Origin of the sequence: Citrobacter youngae (genome assembly GCF_003818115.1) — a bacterium.
GTDB lineage: Bacteria > Pseudomonadota > Gammaproteobacteria > Enterobacterales > Enterobacteriaceae > Citrobacter > Citrobacter youngae.
Window position 1 is genome coordinate 22155 of sequence record NZ_RPOI01000035.1, and the last position, 16560, is coordinate 38714.

Annotated in this window: 15 protein-coding genes; 5 read left to right on the forward strand and 10 right to left on the reverse strand. The window is 54.2% G+C overall.

Annotated features, from left to right (window positions below; translation table 11 throughout):
* On the reverse strand, positions 1-2262 hold the full coding sequence (gene metE / locus EHN13_RS22450) for a 5-methyltetrahydropteroyltriglutamate--homocysteine S-methyltransferase (RefSeq protein ID WP_124022111.1): 2262 nt from the start codon (positions 2260-2262) through the stop codon (positions 1-3).
* Positions 2263-2497: 235 nt separating this feature from the next.
* Between metE and metR the strand changes: the two genes are divergently transcribed.
* Complete coding sequence (gene metR / locus EHN13_RS22460; RefSeq protein ID WP_003017908.1) at positions 2498-3451, forward strand: HTH-type transcriptional regulator MetR; 954 nt, start codon at positions 2498-2500, stop codon at positions 3449-3451.
* Here metR and EHN13_RS22465 read toward each other — a convergent pair.
* From EHN13_RS22465 to pldB, 3 genes are all read right to left on the reverse strand, one after another.
* Entirely contained in the window at positions 3339-4238 is a 900-nt protein-coding gene (locus tag EHN13_RS22465; RefSeq protein ID WP_124022112.1) for a carboxylate/amino acid/amine transporter, read from the reverse strand. The two genes, metR and EHN13_RS22465, sit on opposite strands and share 113 nt — an antisense overlap.
* Positions 4239-4313: 75 nt before the next feature.
* Entirely contained in the window at positions 4314-5114 is an 801-nt protein-coding gene (yigL, locus tag EHN13_RS22470; RefSeq protein ID WP_124022113.1) for a sugar/pyridoxal phosphate phosphatase YigL, read from the reverse strand.
* A gap of 15 nt (positions 5115-5129) precedes the next feature.
* Positions 5130-6146: a lysophospholipase L2 gene (gene pldB, locus EHN13_RS22475; protein WP_124022114.1), complete on the reverse strand. Its 1017-nt coding sequence runs from the start codon at positions 6144-6146 to the stop codon at positions 5130-5132.
* A 110-nt stretch (positions 6147-6256) separates the two neighbouring features.
* On the opposite strand from pldB, the gene rhtB reads away from it, so the two are divergent.
* The gene (gene rhtB, locus EHN13_RS22480; RefSeq protein ID WP_003828938.1) at positions 6257-6877 is read left to right on the forward strand and encodes a homoserine/homoserine lactone efflux protein; all 621 of its coding nucleotides are present in this window, start codon (positions 6257-6259) and stop codon (positions 6875-6877) included.
* Between the two features lie 162 nt (positions 6878-7039).
* Complete coding sequence (locus tag EHN13_RS22485; protein ID WP_061066923.1) at positions 7040-7912, forward strand: Rpn family recombination-promoting nuclease/putative transposase; 873 nt, start codon at positions 7040-7042, stop codon at positions 7910-7912.
* A 38-nt stretch (positions 7913-7950) separates the two neighbouring features.
* Here the strand turns inward: EHN13_RS22485 and rhtC are convergent, their stop codons facing one another.
* The 3 genes from rhtC to pldA form a co-directional block, all read right to left on the reverse strand.
* The gene (gene rhtC / locus EHN13_RS22490) at positions 7951-8571 is read right to left on the reverse strand and encodes a threonine export protein RhtC (protein WP_003828942.1); all 621 of its coding nucleotides are present in this window, start codon (positions 8569-8571) and stop codon (positions 7951-7953) included.
* A gap of 63 nt (positions 8572-8634) precedes the next feature.
* Positions 8635-10464: an ATP-dependent DNA helicase RecQ gene (recQ, locus tag EHN13_RS22495; protein ID WP_124022115.1), complete on the reverse strand. Its 1830-nt coding sequence runs from the start codon at positions 10462-10464 to the stop codon at positions 8635-8637.
* Positions 10465-10552: 88 nt separating this feature from the next.
* Positions 10553-11422, reverse strand: coding sequence for a phospholipase A (gene pldA, locus EHN13_RS22500; RefSeq protein WP_003017916.1), 870 nt, complete (start codon positions 11420-11422; stop codon positions 10553-10555).
* Positions 11423-11587: 165 nt separating this feature from the next.
* On the opposite strand from pldA, the gene yigI reads away from it, so the two are divergent.
* Positions 11588-12055 carry an acyl-CoA thioesterase YigI gene (yigI, locus tag EHN13_RS22505; RefSeq protein WP_003017917.1) on the forward strand — a complete coding sequence of 156 codons (468 nt, stop codon included), beginning with the start codon at positions 11588-11590 and terminating at the stop codon, positions 12053-12055.
* A gap of 51 nt (positions 12056-12106) precedes the next feature.
* The gene (gene rarD, locus EHN13_RS22510; protein ID WP_101743044.1) at positions 12107-13000 is read left to right on the forward strand and encodes an EamA family transporter RarD; all 894 of its coding nucleotides are present in this window, start codon (positions 12107-12109) and stop codon (positions 12998-13000) included.
* A 73-nt stretch (positions 13001-13073) separates the two neighbouring features.
* Here rarD and corA read toward each other — a convergent pair whose 3' ends face one another.
* From corA to uvrD, 3 genes are all read right to left on the reverse strand, one after another.
* Complete coding sequence (corA, locus tag EHN13_RS22515; protein WP_003017920.1) at positions 13074-14024, reverse strand: magnesium/cobalt transporter CorA; 951 nt, start codon at positions 14022-14024, stop codon at positions 13074-13076.
* A gap of 154 nt (positions 14025-14178) precedes the next feature.
* Entirely contained in the window at positions 14179-14235 is a 57-nt protein-coding gene (gene ysgD, locus EHN13_RS24410; RefSeq protein WP_212723238.1) for a YsgD/CorL family protein, read from the reverse strand.
* 148 nt (positions 14236-14383) lie between these two features.
* The gene (gene uvrD / locus EHN13_RS22520) at positions 14384-16546 is read right to left on the reverse strand and encodes a DNA helicase II (RefSeq protein ID WP_115601240.1); all 2163 of its coding nucleotides are present in this window, start codon (positions 16544-16546) and stop codon (positions 14384-14386) included.
* Between the last annotated feature and the right edge of the window lie 14 nt (positions 16547-16560).

Here is a 16560-nt window from a genome sequence, read left to right on the forward strand (position 1 = left end):
TTACGCCTGACGCAGATTCTGTGCCGCTTTAACCATGTTTGCCAGCGCAGCACGGGTTTCCGGCCAGCCGCGCGTTTTCAGACCGCAGTCCGGGTTCACCCACAGACGCTCAGCCGGAATACGCTGCTCGGCTTTCTTCAACAGGGCTTCAATCCATTCCACGCTCGGAACGTTCGGCGAGTGAATATCGTAAACGCCCGGCCCGATTTCGTTCGGATAGTCGAACTCTTCGAACGACTCCAGCAACTCCATATCAGAGCGCGAGGTTTCGATGGTGATCACGTCCGCGTCCAGCGCCGCAATGGAGTCCATGATGTCGTTGAACTCGCAGTAACACATGTGGGTGTGGATCTGGGTTTCATCCTTCGCCACTGCCGCGTTAATGCGGAAGGCTTCCACGCCCCACTCCAGATACGCCGCCCAGTCGCTGCGACGCAGCGGTAAACCTTCACGCAGTGCCGGCTCATCAATCTGGATGATGCCGATCCCCGCCGCTTCCAGATCCGCAACTTCATCACGCAGCGCCAGCGCAATCTGCTTCGCGATGGTTTCACGCGTCACGTCTTCACGCGGGAATGACCAGCAAAGAATGGTCACCGGTCCGGTCAGCATGCCTTTTACCGGTTTGTCGGTCAGCGACTGGGCATACTTCGCCCACTCAACGGTAATCGCTTCCGGACGGCTGACGTCGCCAATAACAACCGGTGGCTTCACGCAGCGAGAACCGTAGCTCTGCACCCAACCGTTCTGGGTAAAGACGAAGCCGTCCAGATGCTCACCAAAGTATTCCACCATGTCGTTACGCTCGGCTTCACCGTGTACCAGCACGTCGAGACCCAGACGCTCCTGTTCAGCGATCGCCTGTTTAATATGTTCCGCAATTCCGGTGCGATAGTTACCAGCATCCAGGTTGCCCTTTTTGAAGTCCAGGCGCAGGCCACGAATTTCGGTGGTTTGCGGGAATGAGCCAATAGTTGTGGTCGGCCATGCTGGCAGATTAAAGCGGGCACGTTGCGCCTCGGCACGAACCGGGTAAGCGTTGGCGCGCTGGCTGTCCTGGGCAGTGATCGCCGCCAGACGTTTTTCTACTGCGCCGTTGTGTACGCGGGTAGAGTGACGACGAGCTTGGATCGGTGCGCTCCACTCGACAATTGCCGACGTATCACCGCTGTTCAACGCATCACGCAGCAGCGCCAGCTCGCCGCATTTTTGCAGGGCGAAGGCAAACCAGCTCTTCACTTCTGCATCAAGGCGGGTTTCCACGCTGAGATCGATGGGGCTGTGCAGCAGGGAGCAGGAAGAAGCCACCCACAGGTCACGCTTCCCGACGATATCTTTAATTTGCGCGTATTTTTCGCTGAGATCGGCGCGCCAGACGTTGCGCCCGTTCACCAGGCCCGCTGACAGCAGCCAGTCGGCAGGCAGACGTTTGTGCAACTCGGCGACATCATCTTTGCCATGCACGAAGTCAACGTGCAGCCCCTGCACCGGCAGCGCGGTAATGGTATCCAGGTTTGGCGTTACGCCTTCGAAGTAGGTGGTTAGTAGCAGCTTCACCTGGCCCTGCAGGGCGTCATAAGCCGGTTTAAAGGCATCCAGCCATGCTTGCGGCAGCTCCAGTACCAGCGCCGGTTCATCGATTTGCACCCACTCAATACCGCGTTTTGCCAGCTCGCCCAGCACCTGCTGGTAAACCGGCAGAATGTCGTTCAACAAGCTCAGGCGGTCAAACTGTTCGCCCTTCACTTTCCCCAGCCACAGGTAAGTTACCGGCCCCAGCAGCACAGGTTTCACCTTGTGCCCGAGCGCCAGCGCTTCATCTACTTCATCCAGCAGTTGCGTCCAGGTCAGTTTGAACTGCTGGCCTTTGGTGAACTCCGGTACCATGTAGTGATAGTTAGTGTTAAACCATTTGGTCATTTCTGCCGCCGCCGCCGGCTCACCGGTCGGTGCGCGGCCACGGCCAATGCGGAATAAGGTATCGATATCGACCGAGCCGTCTTTATTCTGATGACGGGCCGGAACGTTGCCGAGCAGCAGGCTGGTGGTCAGCACGTGATCGTACCAGGCAAAATCGCCCACCGGCAGCAGGTCAACGCCCGCCTGCTTCTGCTGATCCCAGTGGCGGGCACGCAGCTCGCGGCCAACGGTCAGCAACTCTTCACGGGAAGAATTTCCCGCCCAGTAACTTTCTTGCGCTTTCTTCAACTCGCGACGCAGGCCAACGCGAGGGAAACCGAGGGTGTGATTCAATATTGTCATTTTTCTTCCTCTAATTATATGTAAATCCTATGGATTTTGAATTTAGGGAAGGCGGCAAGTTTACTCATCCCCAGGAGCTTACTGAAGTAAGTGACTGGGGTGGGGAAACGAAGCCAACGCACCATAAATTTAAAAGACGAAGGATTTTAGCCGTCCAGATGTTTACACATCCATAATTGGCGGTTACTGTATATTCCTCAAGCGCAATTTGTTCATGCCGAAGTGAAGGACTTTCATGATCGAGATTAAACACCTGAAAACGCTCCAGGCGTTGCGGAATAGTGGTTCGCTGGCAGCCGCCGCGGCGACGTTGCATCAGACCCAATCCGCTCTTTCTCACCAGTTCAGCGATCTGGAGCAGCGCCTTGGCTTTCGACTTTTTATCCGTAAAAGCCAGCCTCTGCGCTTTACGCCGCAGGGAGAAATCCTGCTGCAGTTAGCCAATCAGGTGTTGCCGCAAATTGGTCGTGCGCTGCAGGCTTGCAACGAACCGCAGCAAACCCGGTTGCGAATCGCGATTGAATGTCACAGTTGTATTCAATGGCTGACGCCCGCGCTGGAGAATTTTCGTGCCAACTGGCCGCAGGTGGAGATGGACTTTAAATCCGGCGTGACGTTCGATCCGCAACCAGCGCTACAGCAGGATGAGCTGGATCTGGTGTTAACCTCCGACATCCTGCCGCGCAGCGGATTGCACTACTCACCGATGTTTGATTTTGAAGTCCGCCTCGTACTGGCGCCTGACCATCCGTTGGCCAGCAAAACGCAAATCACGCCGGAAGATTTGGCCAGCGAGACACTGCTCATTTACCCAGTGCAACGGAGTCGACTGGATGTCTGGCGGCATTTCCTGCAGCCTGCGGGCGTGAGTCCGTCGCTGAAGAGCGTGGATAACACCCTGCTGCTGATTCAGATGGTTGCAGCCAGAATGGGTATCGCGGCGTTACCGCACTGGGTAGTGGAGAGTTTTGAACGCCAGGGTTTAGTAGTGACTAAAACCCTGGGTGATGGATTGTGGAGCCGACTGTACGCCGCCGTGCGTGATGGCGAGCAGCGACAGCCGGTCACAGAAGCGTTTATTCGCTCAGCGCGGAATCACGCCTGCGATCATCTGCCGTTTGTACGGAGTGCGGAACGACCCACTTTCGATGTACCCACAGTGAAGCCACTATCACAGCCGCACCAATGATGAAACTTGGCCAGTGAGGTTGTTGATGCCAGATAGCCAGGTTAACCAACAGCCCTGCCGGGACATGCATATTGTTCATGATGCCCAGCGTGCCCGCATCCACCTGGGTCGCGCCGTAGTTCCACATAAAGTAACCAATGCCGGACGCTGCCACGCCAAGAAAGACCAGAATTCCCCACTGTAGCGTGGTTGCAGGCATTTTCTGCGCATTGCCCAGCATGAACCAGGCCACTACAGCCACCATAAAGGCGCCCATATAAAACCAGGCAAAGGCGTTGTGCTGCGGCATTGGCCGCGTTTCCATCAGACGCTTATAGCCCACCATACCAATGGCAAAGCTGATATTGGACAACTGTACCAGCAGCAGACCGGTCCAGAAGTGGCTTGTCACCTGATCGTAACGAATGATCCCCGCGCCAATCACCGCCAGTAACGCACTGAAGGCGTAGCTCCAGCGCAGACGGCGTCCGCTCATCAGATCATAAATCAGCGTGATGTAGAGCGGCGTCAGCACGGTAAACAGCAGTAGCTCTGAAACCGTCAGATACAGATAGGCGTGAAAACTCAGCATATACATAATGCCAAGCTGCATGGCACCCACCAGCATATATAGCCCGCTCGTTTTTACGCTGTGCCCACGAGTACGTAGAAACGGCAAGAACACCAGCGCCGCCAGCCCAACGCGCACCAACACCGCAAAATAGCTATCGACATGACCGGCAAGGTACTCGCCAAACAGGCTGAAGGAAAAGGCCCACAAAATAGTGGTAATGATGAGTAGCGCCACAATGGATGTCTCTTAGAACAGGGAACATCCATTGTAGCGGAGAGTTTAGTTGACAACTGGTCAACTAAAGAACAATTACTTTAAAAAGAGATCGCGCAGGTAGTGCGGCACGGCATCGTCAGCATTAACACCAATGACTTCCAGTTCTGGGTGCAGATCCTTCAGGCGCTGATGGGCGTTGCCCATGATGCAGCCTTTGCCCGCCATAGAGAGCATTTCCGCGTCGTTCATCCCGTCGCCAAAAGCGATACAGTCTTTCAGGCTATAGCCCATCGCTTTCGCCACAGCTTCCAGCGCATGACCTTTCGACACGCCGCCCGCCATGACTTCCAGACAGGTAAGCGTAGAGAAGCTGACATTGACGCGATCGCCCCAGCGAGCGTTAATCGCCTGTTCCAGCGGCAGCAATCTTTCGTGAGAATCGGTGGTGAAAAACACTTTGCTGACGCCATCCGGCTCCAGCAGCGCAGGTTCAAACAGTGAATAATTGAATACCGCCTCTTTAAAGAAACGCATTTCTTCCGGGCGGTGGCGGTTCATGAACCACTCATCATCGCGGTAAACATTCGTCACGATATCCGGGTTGGCATTCACTACACCAAACAGGTCGCTGGCAATGTCGCGATCCAGGTTATGGGAAAACACCAGATTCCCGTCAGAATCATGCACCCGCGCGCCGTTGGAGGTGATCATGTAGGTTTTAATGCCGAGGTTATCGCGAATTTGCCCCACATCAACATGATGACGACCGGTGGCAAACACGAAGTGAACACCGCGAGCCGTCAGTAGTTTTAGCGTCTCTTTGGCATAAGGGGACAAAGTATGGTCGGGAGAAAGCAGCGTACCGTCTAAATCAGACGCAACAACCTGATACATAAGAAAATTCAACCTCTAGGCAAAGCGGGTTCCGCTGGATGAGTTATGCTTGTCGAAAAATTCGACAATAGCGTTAAGCGCGACTGAGCGCATGGCGTCCTTTTCAAAAAGGATCTCATGGTACGCGCCTTTTATGACAAGCGGCTGACCTCCTTCTACCGGATGGCCTGCTGCAGCGCGGAGTTCACAAAAACGATCGTGCATGCGGTTATCCACTACACGCTCTTCTTCGGCCTGAATCAGCAGCGTCGGCGTCGCGTCGTCTCCCGCGCCAGCCAGAACCTGTTCGCCCGCCTGAATGCCTTCACGCACCCAGTGATAGGTAGGGCCACCCACACGTAACCGCGGATCATCTGCGTAGAAGCGTAGGTTACGCCGATAGCGCTGTCGACTATGGGTAAGCGCATTCATACCGAATGGCAGCGCCCGCCAGCGACCGGTTCCCATCGCATAGCCTTCACGGATGCGCGGATGCCCTTCAGCCCAGTCAAGAATGTGGCGCACCATCCAGTCGGGAAAGCGCATCACAATACCAAACATCGGCGCGCAAAGCGCGATGGCATCACACTGATTCGGGTGGCGCTGCAGGAACAATGTGGCAATCGCTCCGCCCATAGAATGCGCCAGTATATAGCGTTTTCTCCACGGACCGGGTAGCACTTCCTGCTGCCAGAAGGCGGTTAAATCGTCAACATAGTCATTAAAGTTATCGACATGCCCGCGATGCGGATCCGAAAGCATTCGCCCGGAACGCCCCTGGCCACGGTGATCGATAATGAGCACGTCAAAACCAGAATGAAACAGGTCATACGCCAGTTCAGCGTATTTCACGTAGCTTTCTATGCGTCCAGGACAGACGACGATGACGCGATCATTTTTTTCTGCATGAAAACGCACAAAATGTACGGGGATATTATCCACACCCGTAAATTCCGCTTCTTCCCGCTGACGCCAGAAATCTGTCAGTGGCCCCATGGAAAAAGCAGCAAACGCGTTTTCTCTTGTTTCCCAGTCTTTTTGCTGCTGAAACATCGGGTATCCAGCCTCGCTGACCAAGTAAAATCGTTTTTTTCGCCGTCGCTGACACAACCTAACGGCAGTAGCGTATTGTGGCATAAAAATAGACAATCCGGGAGTTTCTCATGACCTTTGAATGGTGGTTCGCCTACCTGCTGACCTCTATTATTTTGAGCTTGTCTCCAGGCTCTGGCGCAATCAACACTATGACCACCGCCATCAGCCATGGTTATCGCGGTGCCAGCGCGTCGATTGCGGGTTTACAGACCGGGCTGGGCATTCATATCGTTTTGGTAGGCGTGGGGCTGGGAACGCTATTTTCACGTTCGGTGATCGCGTTTGAGGTGCTGAAGTGGGCGGGAGCGGCCTATCTGATTTGGCTGGGTATTCAACAATGGCGCGCGGCGGGTGCTATCGATCTGAACACCATGGCGAATACACAATCGCGCAGCCGCCTGTTCAAACGCGCGGTCTTTGTGAATCTGACCAACCCCAAGAGCATTGTTTTTCTTGCCGCCCTGTTCCCGCAGTTTATCCTGCCGCAGGAACCGCAACTGATGCAGTACGTGGTGCTTGGCGTTACGACCATCGTGGTCGATATCATTGTGATGATCGGTTACGCGACGCTGGCCACGCGCATTGCTGGCTGGATTAAAGGGCCAAAGCAAATGAAGGCGCTGAACAAAGTGTTCGGCTCGCTGTTTATGCTGATAGGCGCCCTGCTGGCATCGGCAAGGCATGCCTAGCAAATGGAACGGCACTCGCAAAGAAATGCTAACAGTATGAGCGTCTGAATATGACTTTCCGTACTTAGCCGCAAAGGAGGAAAAGTCTTTTATTCTGCGCTGTTAGGTGTTGAATACCAGAGTCAGAATGCCGCCACTCTCACTTCTCACGGATGATGGACGATGGCGGAAGCAACGACACCCCATGACGCAGTATTTAAGACCTTCCTCTCCCGCGTGGAAACCGCGCGGGACTTTATTGAACTTCATCTTCCGCCTTCGTTAATTAAAATCTGCAAACTGGAAACGCTCCGTCTGGAATCAGGCAGTTTTGTGGAGGACGATCTGCGCCCCTATTTCAGCGATATTCTCTACTCACTGGAAACCACCAGCGGGCATGGCTATGTACATGTGCTCATCGAGCATCAAAGCTCACCTGACAAGCATATGTCATTTCGCCTGATGCGCTACGCTATCGCAGCGATGCAGCGTCATCTTGAGGCTGGAAACGACACTCTACCGCTGGTGATTCCAGTGCTCTTTTACCATGGCAAGCAAAGCCCATGGCAAGGCTCAATGAACTGGCTGGATCACTTTGAGGATTCGGGAACCGCCCTTCAACTTTACAGCACACCATTTCCGTTGGTGGATGTGACGGTTATTCCAGATGATGAAATCATGCAGCATCGCAGTATGGCGGCGCTGACATTAGTGCAAAAGCATATTCGCCAGCGCGACATGGCACAGCTGCTGGATAAACTTACCCGCCTGTTTATGCTGGAGAAGATGAGCGGACAACAAATAACCGTGCTGGTAAACTACATGGTGCAAGCAGGGAATACACAAGATGTTCAGACATTACTGTATAAGCTGGCACAGCGTGTGCCGCAGCATGGAGACAAACTGATGACAATGGCGGATCAACTACGTGAAGAGGGCAAACGCATTGCCCTCACTGATGTAGCAAAAGCAATGCTCAAGCGAGGTCTGGATACCGATGCGATTATGGAAATGACCGGCCTTTCGAAGGATGAATTACAGAAGCTTGCGCAATAAACCGTACTCCGCCTGGGGCTCCCAGGCGGGTAACAAACTTAGCGCGAAATAATCAGGTGGATGCCGAAACCCGCGAACAGCGCGCCAGCAAAACCATCAATCCACTTCGCCAGACGCTGATAGCCACGACGCATTTTCGGCAGCGCAAACAGGCTGGCAACTACGGTAAACCACGCCAGGGTTTCCACGATGATCAGAGCAAAAATCCCCCAACGCGCGCCCGTTCCCACGTTATCGCCAACGAACAATGAGAAGACGGAGCCAAAATAGATAATGGCTTTAGGGTTCGCCAGATTGGTCAGCAGACCTTTCAAAAAGCTGCGCCCGCTCTGCGCCAGCTCCACCTGCGGAGTGGGAGCCGCAACATCCTGTTTTTTAAACGCGCCGCGCAGCATCTGGTAGCCCATCCAGCACAGATACAGACCCCCACCGACCATAATAATGGTGTGCAGCCAGGCCATTTTTTCGATAATCAGATGCAGGCCGAGCAGTGCCACGCCAGCCCAGACCATGACGCCACAGGTAATACCCAGCACGCCCATCATCGCTTCTTTGCGCGAACGGCTAACCGCAGTTTGAGAAACAAAAAAGAAATCGGGACCGGGACTCATCAGCGCAACGATGTGCACCAACGCAACGGTGAAAAATAGCGTTAACATAAAAATGACTCGCGGGGGAATAGTTCAGTGAGTCACCATCCTGGCACTTTTTTGCCCGGCTGACTACTCTTCGTCGTCACCATCAACGTGTGCGCGAATAAGCGCCATAAACTCTTTACCGAAACGCTCAAGTTTACGCATCCCCACACCGTTGACGCTCAGCATTTCGCTCGGTGAAACTGGCATCTGCTCCGCCATTTCAATCAGCGTGGCGTCGTTGAACACCACGTACGGCGGGATGTTCTCTTCATCGGCAATAGCTTTACGCAGCTTACGCAATTTGGCGAACAGTTTGCGGTCATAGTTGCCGCCGAAGGATTTCTGCATCGCGCGCGGTTTCAGCGCCACAATACGCGGTACCGCAAGCTGTAGTAGAACTTCACCGCGCAGCACCGGACGCGCGGCTTCGGTTAACTGTAACGCGGAGTGATGAGCAATATTCTGCGTCACCAGGCCCAGGTGAATAAGCTGGCGAATAACGCTCACCCAGTGTTCGTGGCTTTGCTCACGACCAATGCCGTAGACCGGCAGTTTGTCATGAGCCAGTTCGCGAATACGCTGATTATTCGCTCCGCGCAGCACTTCCACGACGTACCCCATGCCGAAGCGTTGGTTAACACGGTAAATCGTCGACAGCGCTTTGCGCGCATCCATGAGTCCGTCGTACTGTTTTGGCGGATCGAGGCAGATGTCGCAGTTACCGCAAGGCTCCTGACGCCCTTCGCCAAAATAATTCAGCAGCACCAGGCGACGACAGGTTTGCGCCTCGGCAAACGCCCCCATCGCATTGAGCTTATGGCGCTCGATATCCAGCAGTTGCCCAGCGGGTTTCTCTTCGAGGCAACGGCGTAGCCATGCCATATCTGCCGGATCGTAAAACAGCATTGCTTCCGCAGGCAGGCCGTCACGCCCGGCGCGGCCGGTTTCCTGGTAATAGGACTCGATGTTGCGCGGAATATCAAAATGCACCACGAAGCGTACGTTGGGTTTGTTGATCCCCATACCGAACGCCACGGTCGCCACCACGATTTGCAGGTCGTCGCGCTGGAATTTCTCCTGCACGTCAGCGCGTACGGTATTTTCCAGCCCGGCATGATAAGCCCCGGCACTGATGCCCCGGCTTTGCAGACGCGCGGCGGTGTCTTCTACTTTAGCGCGACTGTTACAGTAGATAATGCCAGACTTACCGCGCTGCTCTTGCACGTAGCGCATCAGCTGATCGAGCGGCTTAAACTTCTCCATCAACATGTAGCGAATGTTCGGGCGGTCAAAGCTGCTGATCTGAATTAACGGGTCGTTGAGTCCCAGCAGACGCACAATGTCCAGCCGGGTTGTCTCATCCGCAGTCGCGGTCAGCGCCACAAACGGCAGGGTTGGGAAACGTTGGCGCAACTGTCCCAGCGCCGCGTATTCCGGGCGGAAATCATGCCCCCACTGCGAAATACAGTGCGCTTCATCAACCGCCAGCAGCACCGGATTCCAGTGCGCCAGATGCTCAAGGAAGTTATCCAGCATCAGGCGTTCGGGCGCAATGTACAGTAAGCGAATCTGTCCTGTACGACAGCCTGCCATCACCTCAAGCTGCTGCTCACGACTTTGAGTGGAGTTGAGGCACGCCGCCGCCACGCCGTTGGCCAGCAGTTGATCGACCTGATCCTTCATCAAGGAAATCAGCGGAGAAACAACAACGGTGAGTCCGTTTAGCAATAATGCGGGAATTTGATAGCACAGGGATTTACCGCCGCCGGTCGGCATAACGACCAGGCAGTCGCGACCAGAGAGCACTGTATCAATGATTTCTTCCTGACCCGGGCGAAACTGTTGGTAGCCAAAGGTTTCTTGCAAAACCTGCTTAGCGCCCATTTCCAGATTCAACACTTCCGCCTGCGCCACATTAACCCCATTAGCCTGAAATAAAAACAGGCGCTATTTTCAGCGCCTGAGAGAGAAACTGCAATGATTAAAATACTCTCAATACTTATCAGAAGATATCGTTGAGCATCACGCCCACACCAACACGGGTCTGATTGAAGTTATAGTCAATCAGCGATTCGCCGTAACCGCTGTAAACCTGGGTGTAAAGACGCACATGCTTCGTAATGGGGTAACTGACACCCAACTCAGCGCCGCCGTAACCGGTATTCCAGTTGTACTGACCTTTCGCACTTAAGACGGCGTCACCGAGGTGATAACCCAGTTTGAGCTGATAGTAGCCCATATATTTTGTGATATCCGGGTTATCATCAGTGCTGCCGATGACGTACCACGGCTTAACTTCCACCAGCCAGTTACCGTTTTCAGCCATCAGGCGAGTATAAAGACGGTTCCAGCTACGTGAAGTGGGATCGGAGCGGCCGTTAGAGTCATGGTTATAACCCATTTCGACATCACGAAGCGTCCAACCGGCAAAGCGGTAGTCGGTGGCGAAACCGAGGAACAATTGCGGTTCGTAGTTGGTTTCGCGAAACGGTGAAGACTCTTCACTGTTAGAAAGCTGCCACCAGGATTTCTGGGTATAGGAGCCGCCGAGTACCGAATTTGGGCCTAATATCCCGCGCCACAGCGGAAACGCCAGGCTTAGCTGAAACTTAACCTCATCTTTGCGCGCATTTTCGGACCAGCTATAGCTGCTGATCGCCTCTTTGTTCATGTCGCTGGTATTGGTGTAGATAAGATAGTTAGTGTCATAAGGATAAAGCGTGAAAGGGTTGTCATGTTCCTGCAGCATGTTGGCGATAATACTGCCACGAACCGCCGGTGCATCATGAATCTCTTTCACTGTCGCTTCCTGCGCATACGCGGTCAACGGCAGCATGACTGCTGGTAGTAACCATCCCAAAATCGCCCGCATCGGTACTGTTCTCCTGAACCAAAATATTGATGAATTGTATAATTATCTGGCAAGTATTCTACATACTTAGCGAGTTCCTCGTTAATCATCCCGTCCTAAAGTAGAAAACAACAAATAATAAGCATAATATCAACATTTCATTAACCATTGAGATGTAGGGATCGTATGTCTGCCGTACTTACTGCTGAGGAAGCGCTGAAGTTAGTGGGTGAAATGTTTGTCTATCATATGCCGTTTAACCGGGCGCTGGGACTGGAGCTTGAACGCTATGAGAAAGAATTTGCTCAATTAGCCTTTAATAACCAACCGATGATGGTCGGCAACTGGGCGCAAAGCATTTTGCATGGCGGCGTGATCGCCTCGGCGCTGGACGTCGCCGCCGGACTGGTGTGCGTTGGGAGTACGCTGACTCGCCATGAAACGATCAGCGAAGACGAACTGCGTCAGCGGATGTCACGCATGGGAACCATCGATTTGCGCGTTGATTACCTGCGCCCTGGTAGAGGGAACCGCTTTACCGCCACCAGCAGCCTGCTGCGGGCGGGTAATAAAGTCGCCGTTGCACGCGTGGAACTGCATAACGAAGAACAGCTTTATATTGCCAGCGCAACCGCCACTTATATGGTGGGGTAAGCAGCCAAAAAAAGGTAAACTGCTGTTACATTTCTGCAATGAGTTTTCCCGATGGATGCTAAACAAACGCGGCAGGGCGTGTTACTCGCTCTTGCTGCTTATTTTATTTGGGGTATCGCTCCTGCCTACTTCAAGCTGATTTACTATGTCCCGGCAGATGAGATCCTGACGCACCGCGTCATCTGGTCATTTTTCTTTATGGTGGTACTGATGAGCATCAGCCGCCAGTGGTCGGGTGTCAAAACGCTGCTACAAACGCCAAAGAAGATCTTCCTGCTGGCGCTCTCTGCAGTGCTCATCGGCGGAAACTGGCTGCTGTTCATTTGGGCAGTCAATAATCACCATATGCTGGAAGCCAGCCTCGGCTATTTTATTAACCCACTGGTGAATATTGTGCTGGGAATGCTTTTCCTCGGCGAACGCTTTCGTCGCATGCAGTGGCTGGCGGTACTGTTAGCCGCCTGTGGCGTACTGGTACAGCTGTGGACCTTTGGATCGCTGCCAATAATCGCGCTAGGACTGGCGTTCAGCTTTGCTTTCTATGGTCTGGTGCGCAAGAAGATTGCGGTCGAAGCACAAACCGGCATGCTGATCGAAACCCTGTGGCTTTTACCCGTTGCAGCCATCTATCTGTTTGGTATTGCGGACAGCCCAACCAGCCATATGGGGCAAAACCCGATGTCGCTCAATCTGCTGCTGATTGCTGCGGGTGTCGTGACCACCATTCCGCTGCTGTGCTTTACCGGCGCGGCAACCCGCCTGCGTCTGTCGACGCTGGGTTTCTTCCAGTATATCGGACCTACGCTGATGTTCCTGCTGGCCGTCACCTTCTACGGTGAAGTCCCAGGAACGGATAAAATGGTCACATTTGCGTTTATCTGGGTCGCGCTGGCGATTTTCGTGATGGATGCGATTTATACGCAACGACGGGTACGTCGGAGCTAGGGCATTGCCGGATGGCGCTTCGCTTATCCGGCCTACAAAAGCACATCGCCGTAGGCCGGATAAGTCACCGCTATTACAGCCAGTTCTTGCGCTTAAAGTACAGATACGGCGCCAGACCGGCGAGCATCATAAAGACAATCGCCCCAGGATAACCGAAGCTCCAGTGCAGTTCCGGCATGAATTCAAAGTTCATCCCGTAGCTTGAAGCCACCAGCGTCGGCGGCAGGAACACCACGGAGACCACCGAGAAGATCTTGATGATGCGGTTCTGCTCGATGTTGATAAAACCCATCGCCGCCTGCATCAGGAAGTTAACCTTCTGGAACAGCGATTCATTGTGCGGCAGCAGAGATTCGATATCGCGCAGGATCTCACGCGCCTGCTCCAGCTGACTGCCCGGCAACCGCGCTTTACGCACCAGGAAATTCAGTGCGCGCTGGGTATCCATCAGACACAGACGTACCTTCCAGCCGATATCTTCCAGTTCCGCCAGCGTCGACAGCGCTTCGTCATATTCATCGCCCTGACGCCCTTCCATGATCACACGGCTGAGTTTTTCCAGGTCGCTGTAGATGTTTTCGATCTCATCCGCCAGCTGTTCAATTTTGGTTTCGAACAGGTCGAGCAACAGCTCGTAGGCATTGCCATCCACCATCGCCTGGTTACGCGCACGCATGCGGTACAGGCGAAAGGCCGGCAATTCGCGCTCGCGCAGGGTAAACAGACGGCCTTCGCGAATAGTAAATGCGACGGTTGAGTTACCCGCGTGATCGTCGGCGTCTTCATAAAAGAAGAAGGAGTGAATGTGCAGACCGTCTTCGTCTTCAAAAAAACGCGCGGATGCTTCGATGTCTTCCAGTTCAGGGCGCGTAGCCAGATTCTGGCCCAAGTCCTTTTGCACACGGTTTCGTTCTTCGTCATCCGGCTCGACTAAATCGACCCAAACCGAACTGGCCAGGTGCTCGATCTCGTCTGCCTCAAGGCGAGTTAAACGATTGTTTTCCAGTTGAAATGCGCTCAGCATGACCGGGACTCCCAATGCAAAAAATTATCGGACAGTTCGGAGGGCACACAGAAACAAATTGGGTTTCAGACCATTAAACAGCCTGACTCAGCGCGACGGGAAAAAACAGAAGGTCGCTGACAACCGCGAAGGCTATCAGCAAAAAGGGATAGCCTTAGGAGTTGATCCTGGATGACAGGATAATGAGCCAGTATCTACTGGGTGTGTCCAAGGCGAATGTCCTCTTAGCGTAATCGTGCGCGCATGTTACGCCAGCAAAATTTTGACGTCAACACGCAACGAAACGCTAGCCTGGATAAATTACCTGCTCATCAGTAAGGCTAGCAGATCGTTACAAAATAATGATATTTTTCTGAAAGTTATACCGTTTCCAGTCGGGCATAGGCCGCCACCAGCCATTTGATCCCCTGCCCCTGGAACGCAACCTGCAAACGACTGTGCTCGCCGCTGCCTTCCAGATTGACAATGGTGCCCTCGCCAAACTTGGCATGGCGCACCCGCTGGCCAAGCTTATAGCCGGTATCATTTTCCGCCATTGGCGTGCCCATTCGCTGATGGCTCACCGGACGGCTGACCGTGGCGCGCAGACGTACCTCTTCAACACACGTTTCCGGCAGTTCACCAATAAAGCGCGACGGGCGATGGTAAACCTCTTTGCCGTACAGACGACGCGTTTCGGCGTAGGTCAGCGTCAGCTTTTGCATTGCGCGGGTCACGCCGACGTAGGCAAGGCGGCGTTCCTCTTCGAGACGTCCGCCTTCGTCCAGCGACATCTGGCTGGGGAACATGCCTTCTTCCATGCCGACGATAAACACCTGCGGGAACTCCAGACCTTTCGCCGAGTGCAGGGTCATCAGCTGAACCGCATCCTGCCAGGTATCCGCCTGCCCTTCGCCCGCTTCCAGCGCGGCGTGAGACAGGAATGCCTGCAGCGGCATTAAGTCTTCATCTTCTTCGTTGTAGCTGAACTGGCGCGTTGCCGTCACCAGTTCGTCTAAGTTTTCGATACGCGTCTGGCCCTTCTCGCCTTTTTCCTGCTCGTACATCATGCGCAGCCCGGAGTCTTTAATCACCCGGTCAGTTTGCACGTGCAGCGGCATATCGGCGGTCTCCTGGGCCAGTGCGTCAATCAGCTCCATAAAACGCTGTAAGGCGCTGGCAGCGCGCCCCGCGAGGGCTTTTTCCTGCAACAGCTCACGACAAGCCTGCCACAACGTTAGCTGGCGGTCACGGGAGGTCTGACGCACGACATCTAAAGTACGATCGCCAATCCCGCGCGTCGGCGTATTTACTACGCGCTCAAACGCCGCGTCATCATTACGGTTAGCGATCAGGCGCAGATAGGAGAGAGCATCTTTGATTTCCTGGCGTTCGAAGAAGCGCATCCCGCCATAAATCCGATACGGCATGCTGGCCTGTAACAATGCCTCTTCCAGCACGCGCGACTGGGCGTTGCTGCGATAAAGAATAGCGCATTGCTCCAGCGCACCACCGTTGTCCTGCCAGGTCTTAATGCGGTTAACGACAAAGCGCGCTTCATCGAGCTCGTTGAACGCGCAGTACAGCGAGATCGGTTCACCATCGACGCCGTCGGTCCACAGCTTTTTACCCAGACGCCCGTTGTTGTTCTCAATCAGGGCGTTAGCTGCGCTGAGGATATTGTTGGTCGAGCGGTAATTCTGCTCGAGGCGAATGGTTTCTGCGCCCGGGAAATCGGTGAGGAAGCGCTGGATGTTTTCCACCTGCGCCCCGCGCCAGCCGTAGATCGACTGGTCGTCATCACCCACGATCATCACTTTACCGGTATCGCCCGCCAGCAGGCGGATCCAGGCGTATTGAATGTTGTTGGTGTCCTGGAATTCGTCCACCAGGATATTGGTAAAGCGTTCGCGATAGTGCTGCAGGATATGCGGTTTGTTGAGCCACAGTTCATGGGCGCGCAGCAGCAGCTCGGCGAAATCCACCAACCCGGCGCGGTCACACGCTTCCTGATAGGCTTGATAAACCTTCTGCCAGGTTTGTTCAACCGGGTTACCGTAGCTTTGCAGGTGGTGCGGACGCAGCCCTTCGTCTTTCTGGCTATTGATAAACCACATCGCCTGACGCGGCGGCCACTGCTTCTCATCCAGGTTCATCGCCTTGATCAGGCGCTTGAGCAGACGCAATTGGTCTTCGCTGTCGAGGATCTGGAAATCCTGCGGCAGGTTGGCATCCATATGGTGCGCGCGCAGCAGACGGTGCGCCAGACCGTGGAACGTACCCACCCACATACCGCCCTGGCTGGTTCCCATGATCTGACCAATACGGTGGCGCATTTCCGCCGCCGCTTTGTTGGTAAAGGTTACCGCCATAATTGAGTACGGCGAGTTGTTCTCTACCGTCAGTAACCAGGCGATACGGTGCACAAGCACGCGCGTTTTACCACTCCCCGCGCCTGCCAGAACCAACATGTTGCTGCGTGGCGCGGCCACAGCCTGGCGCTGTTCGTCATTGAGGCTATCGAGCAGGTAAGAAACGTCCATTGGCACCGCCGGAA

What these genes read in the sequence shown, in the direction of transcription:
- metE (WP_124022111.1), bottom strand. Translation starts at nt 2,262, where the DNA reads ATGACAATATTGAATCACACCCTCGGTTTCCCTCGCGTTGGCCTGCGT.
- metR (WP_003017908.1), top strand. Translation starts at nt 2,498, where the DNA reads ATGATCGAGATTAAACACCTGAAAACGCTCCAGGCGTTGCGGAATAGT.
- yigL (WP_124022113.1), bottom strand. Translation starts at nt 5,114, where the DNA reads ATGTATCAGGTTGTTGCGTCTGATTTAGACGGTACGCTGCTTTCTCCC.
- pldB (WP_124022114.1), bottom strand. Translation starts at nt 6,146, where the DNA reads ATGTTTCAGCAGCAAAAAGACTGGGAAACAAGAGAAAACGCGTTTGCT.
- rhtB (WP_003828938.1), top strand. Translation starts at nt 6,257, where the DNA reads ATGACCTTTGAATGGTGGTTCGCCTACCTGCTGACCTCTATTATTTTG.
- EHN13_RS22485 (WP_061066923.1), top strand. Translation starts at nt 7,040, where the DNA reads ATGGCGGAAGCAACGACACCCCATGACGCAGTATTTAAGACCTTCCTC.
- rhtC (WP_003828942.1), bottom strand. Translation starts at nt 8,571, where the DNA reads ATGTTAACGCTATTTTTCACCGTTGCGTTGGTGCACATCGTTGCGCTG.
- pldA (WP_003017916.1), bottom strand. Translation starts at nt 11,422, where the DNA reads ATGCGGGCGATTTTGGGATGGTTACTACCAGCAGTCATGCTGCCGTTG.
- yigI (WP_003017917.1), top strand. Translation starts at nt 11,588, where the DNA reads ATGTCTGCCGTACTTACTGCTGAGGAAGCGCTGAAGTTAGTGGGTGAA.
- rarD (WP_101743044.1), top strand. Translation starts at nt 12,107, where the DNA reads ATGGATGCTAAACAAACGCGGCAGGGCGTGTTACTCGCTCTTGCTGCT.
- corA (WP_003017920.1), bottom strand. Translation starts at nt 14,024, where the DNA reads ATGCTGAGCGCATTTCAACTGGAAAACAATCGTTTAACTCGCCTTGAG.
- uvrD (WP_115601240.1), bottom strand. Translation starts at nt 16,546, where the DNA reads ATGGACGTTTCTTACCTGCTCGATAGCCTCAATGACGAACAGCGCCAG.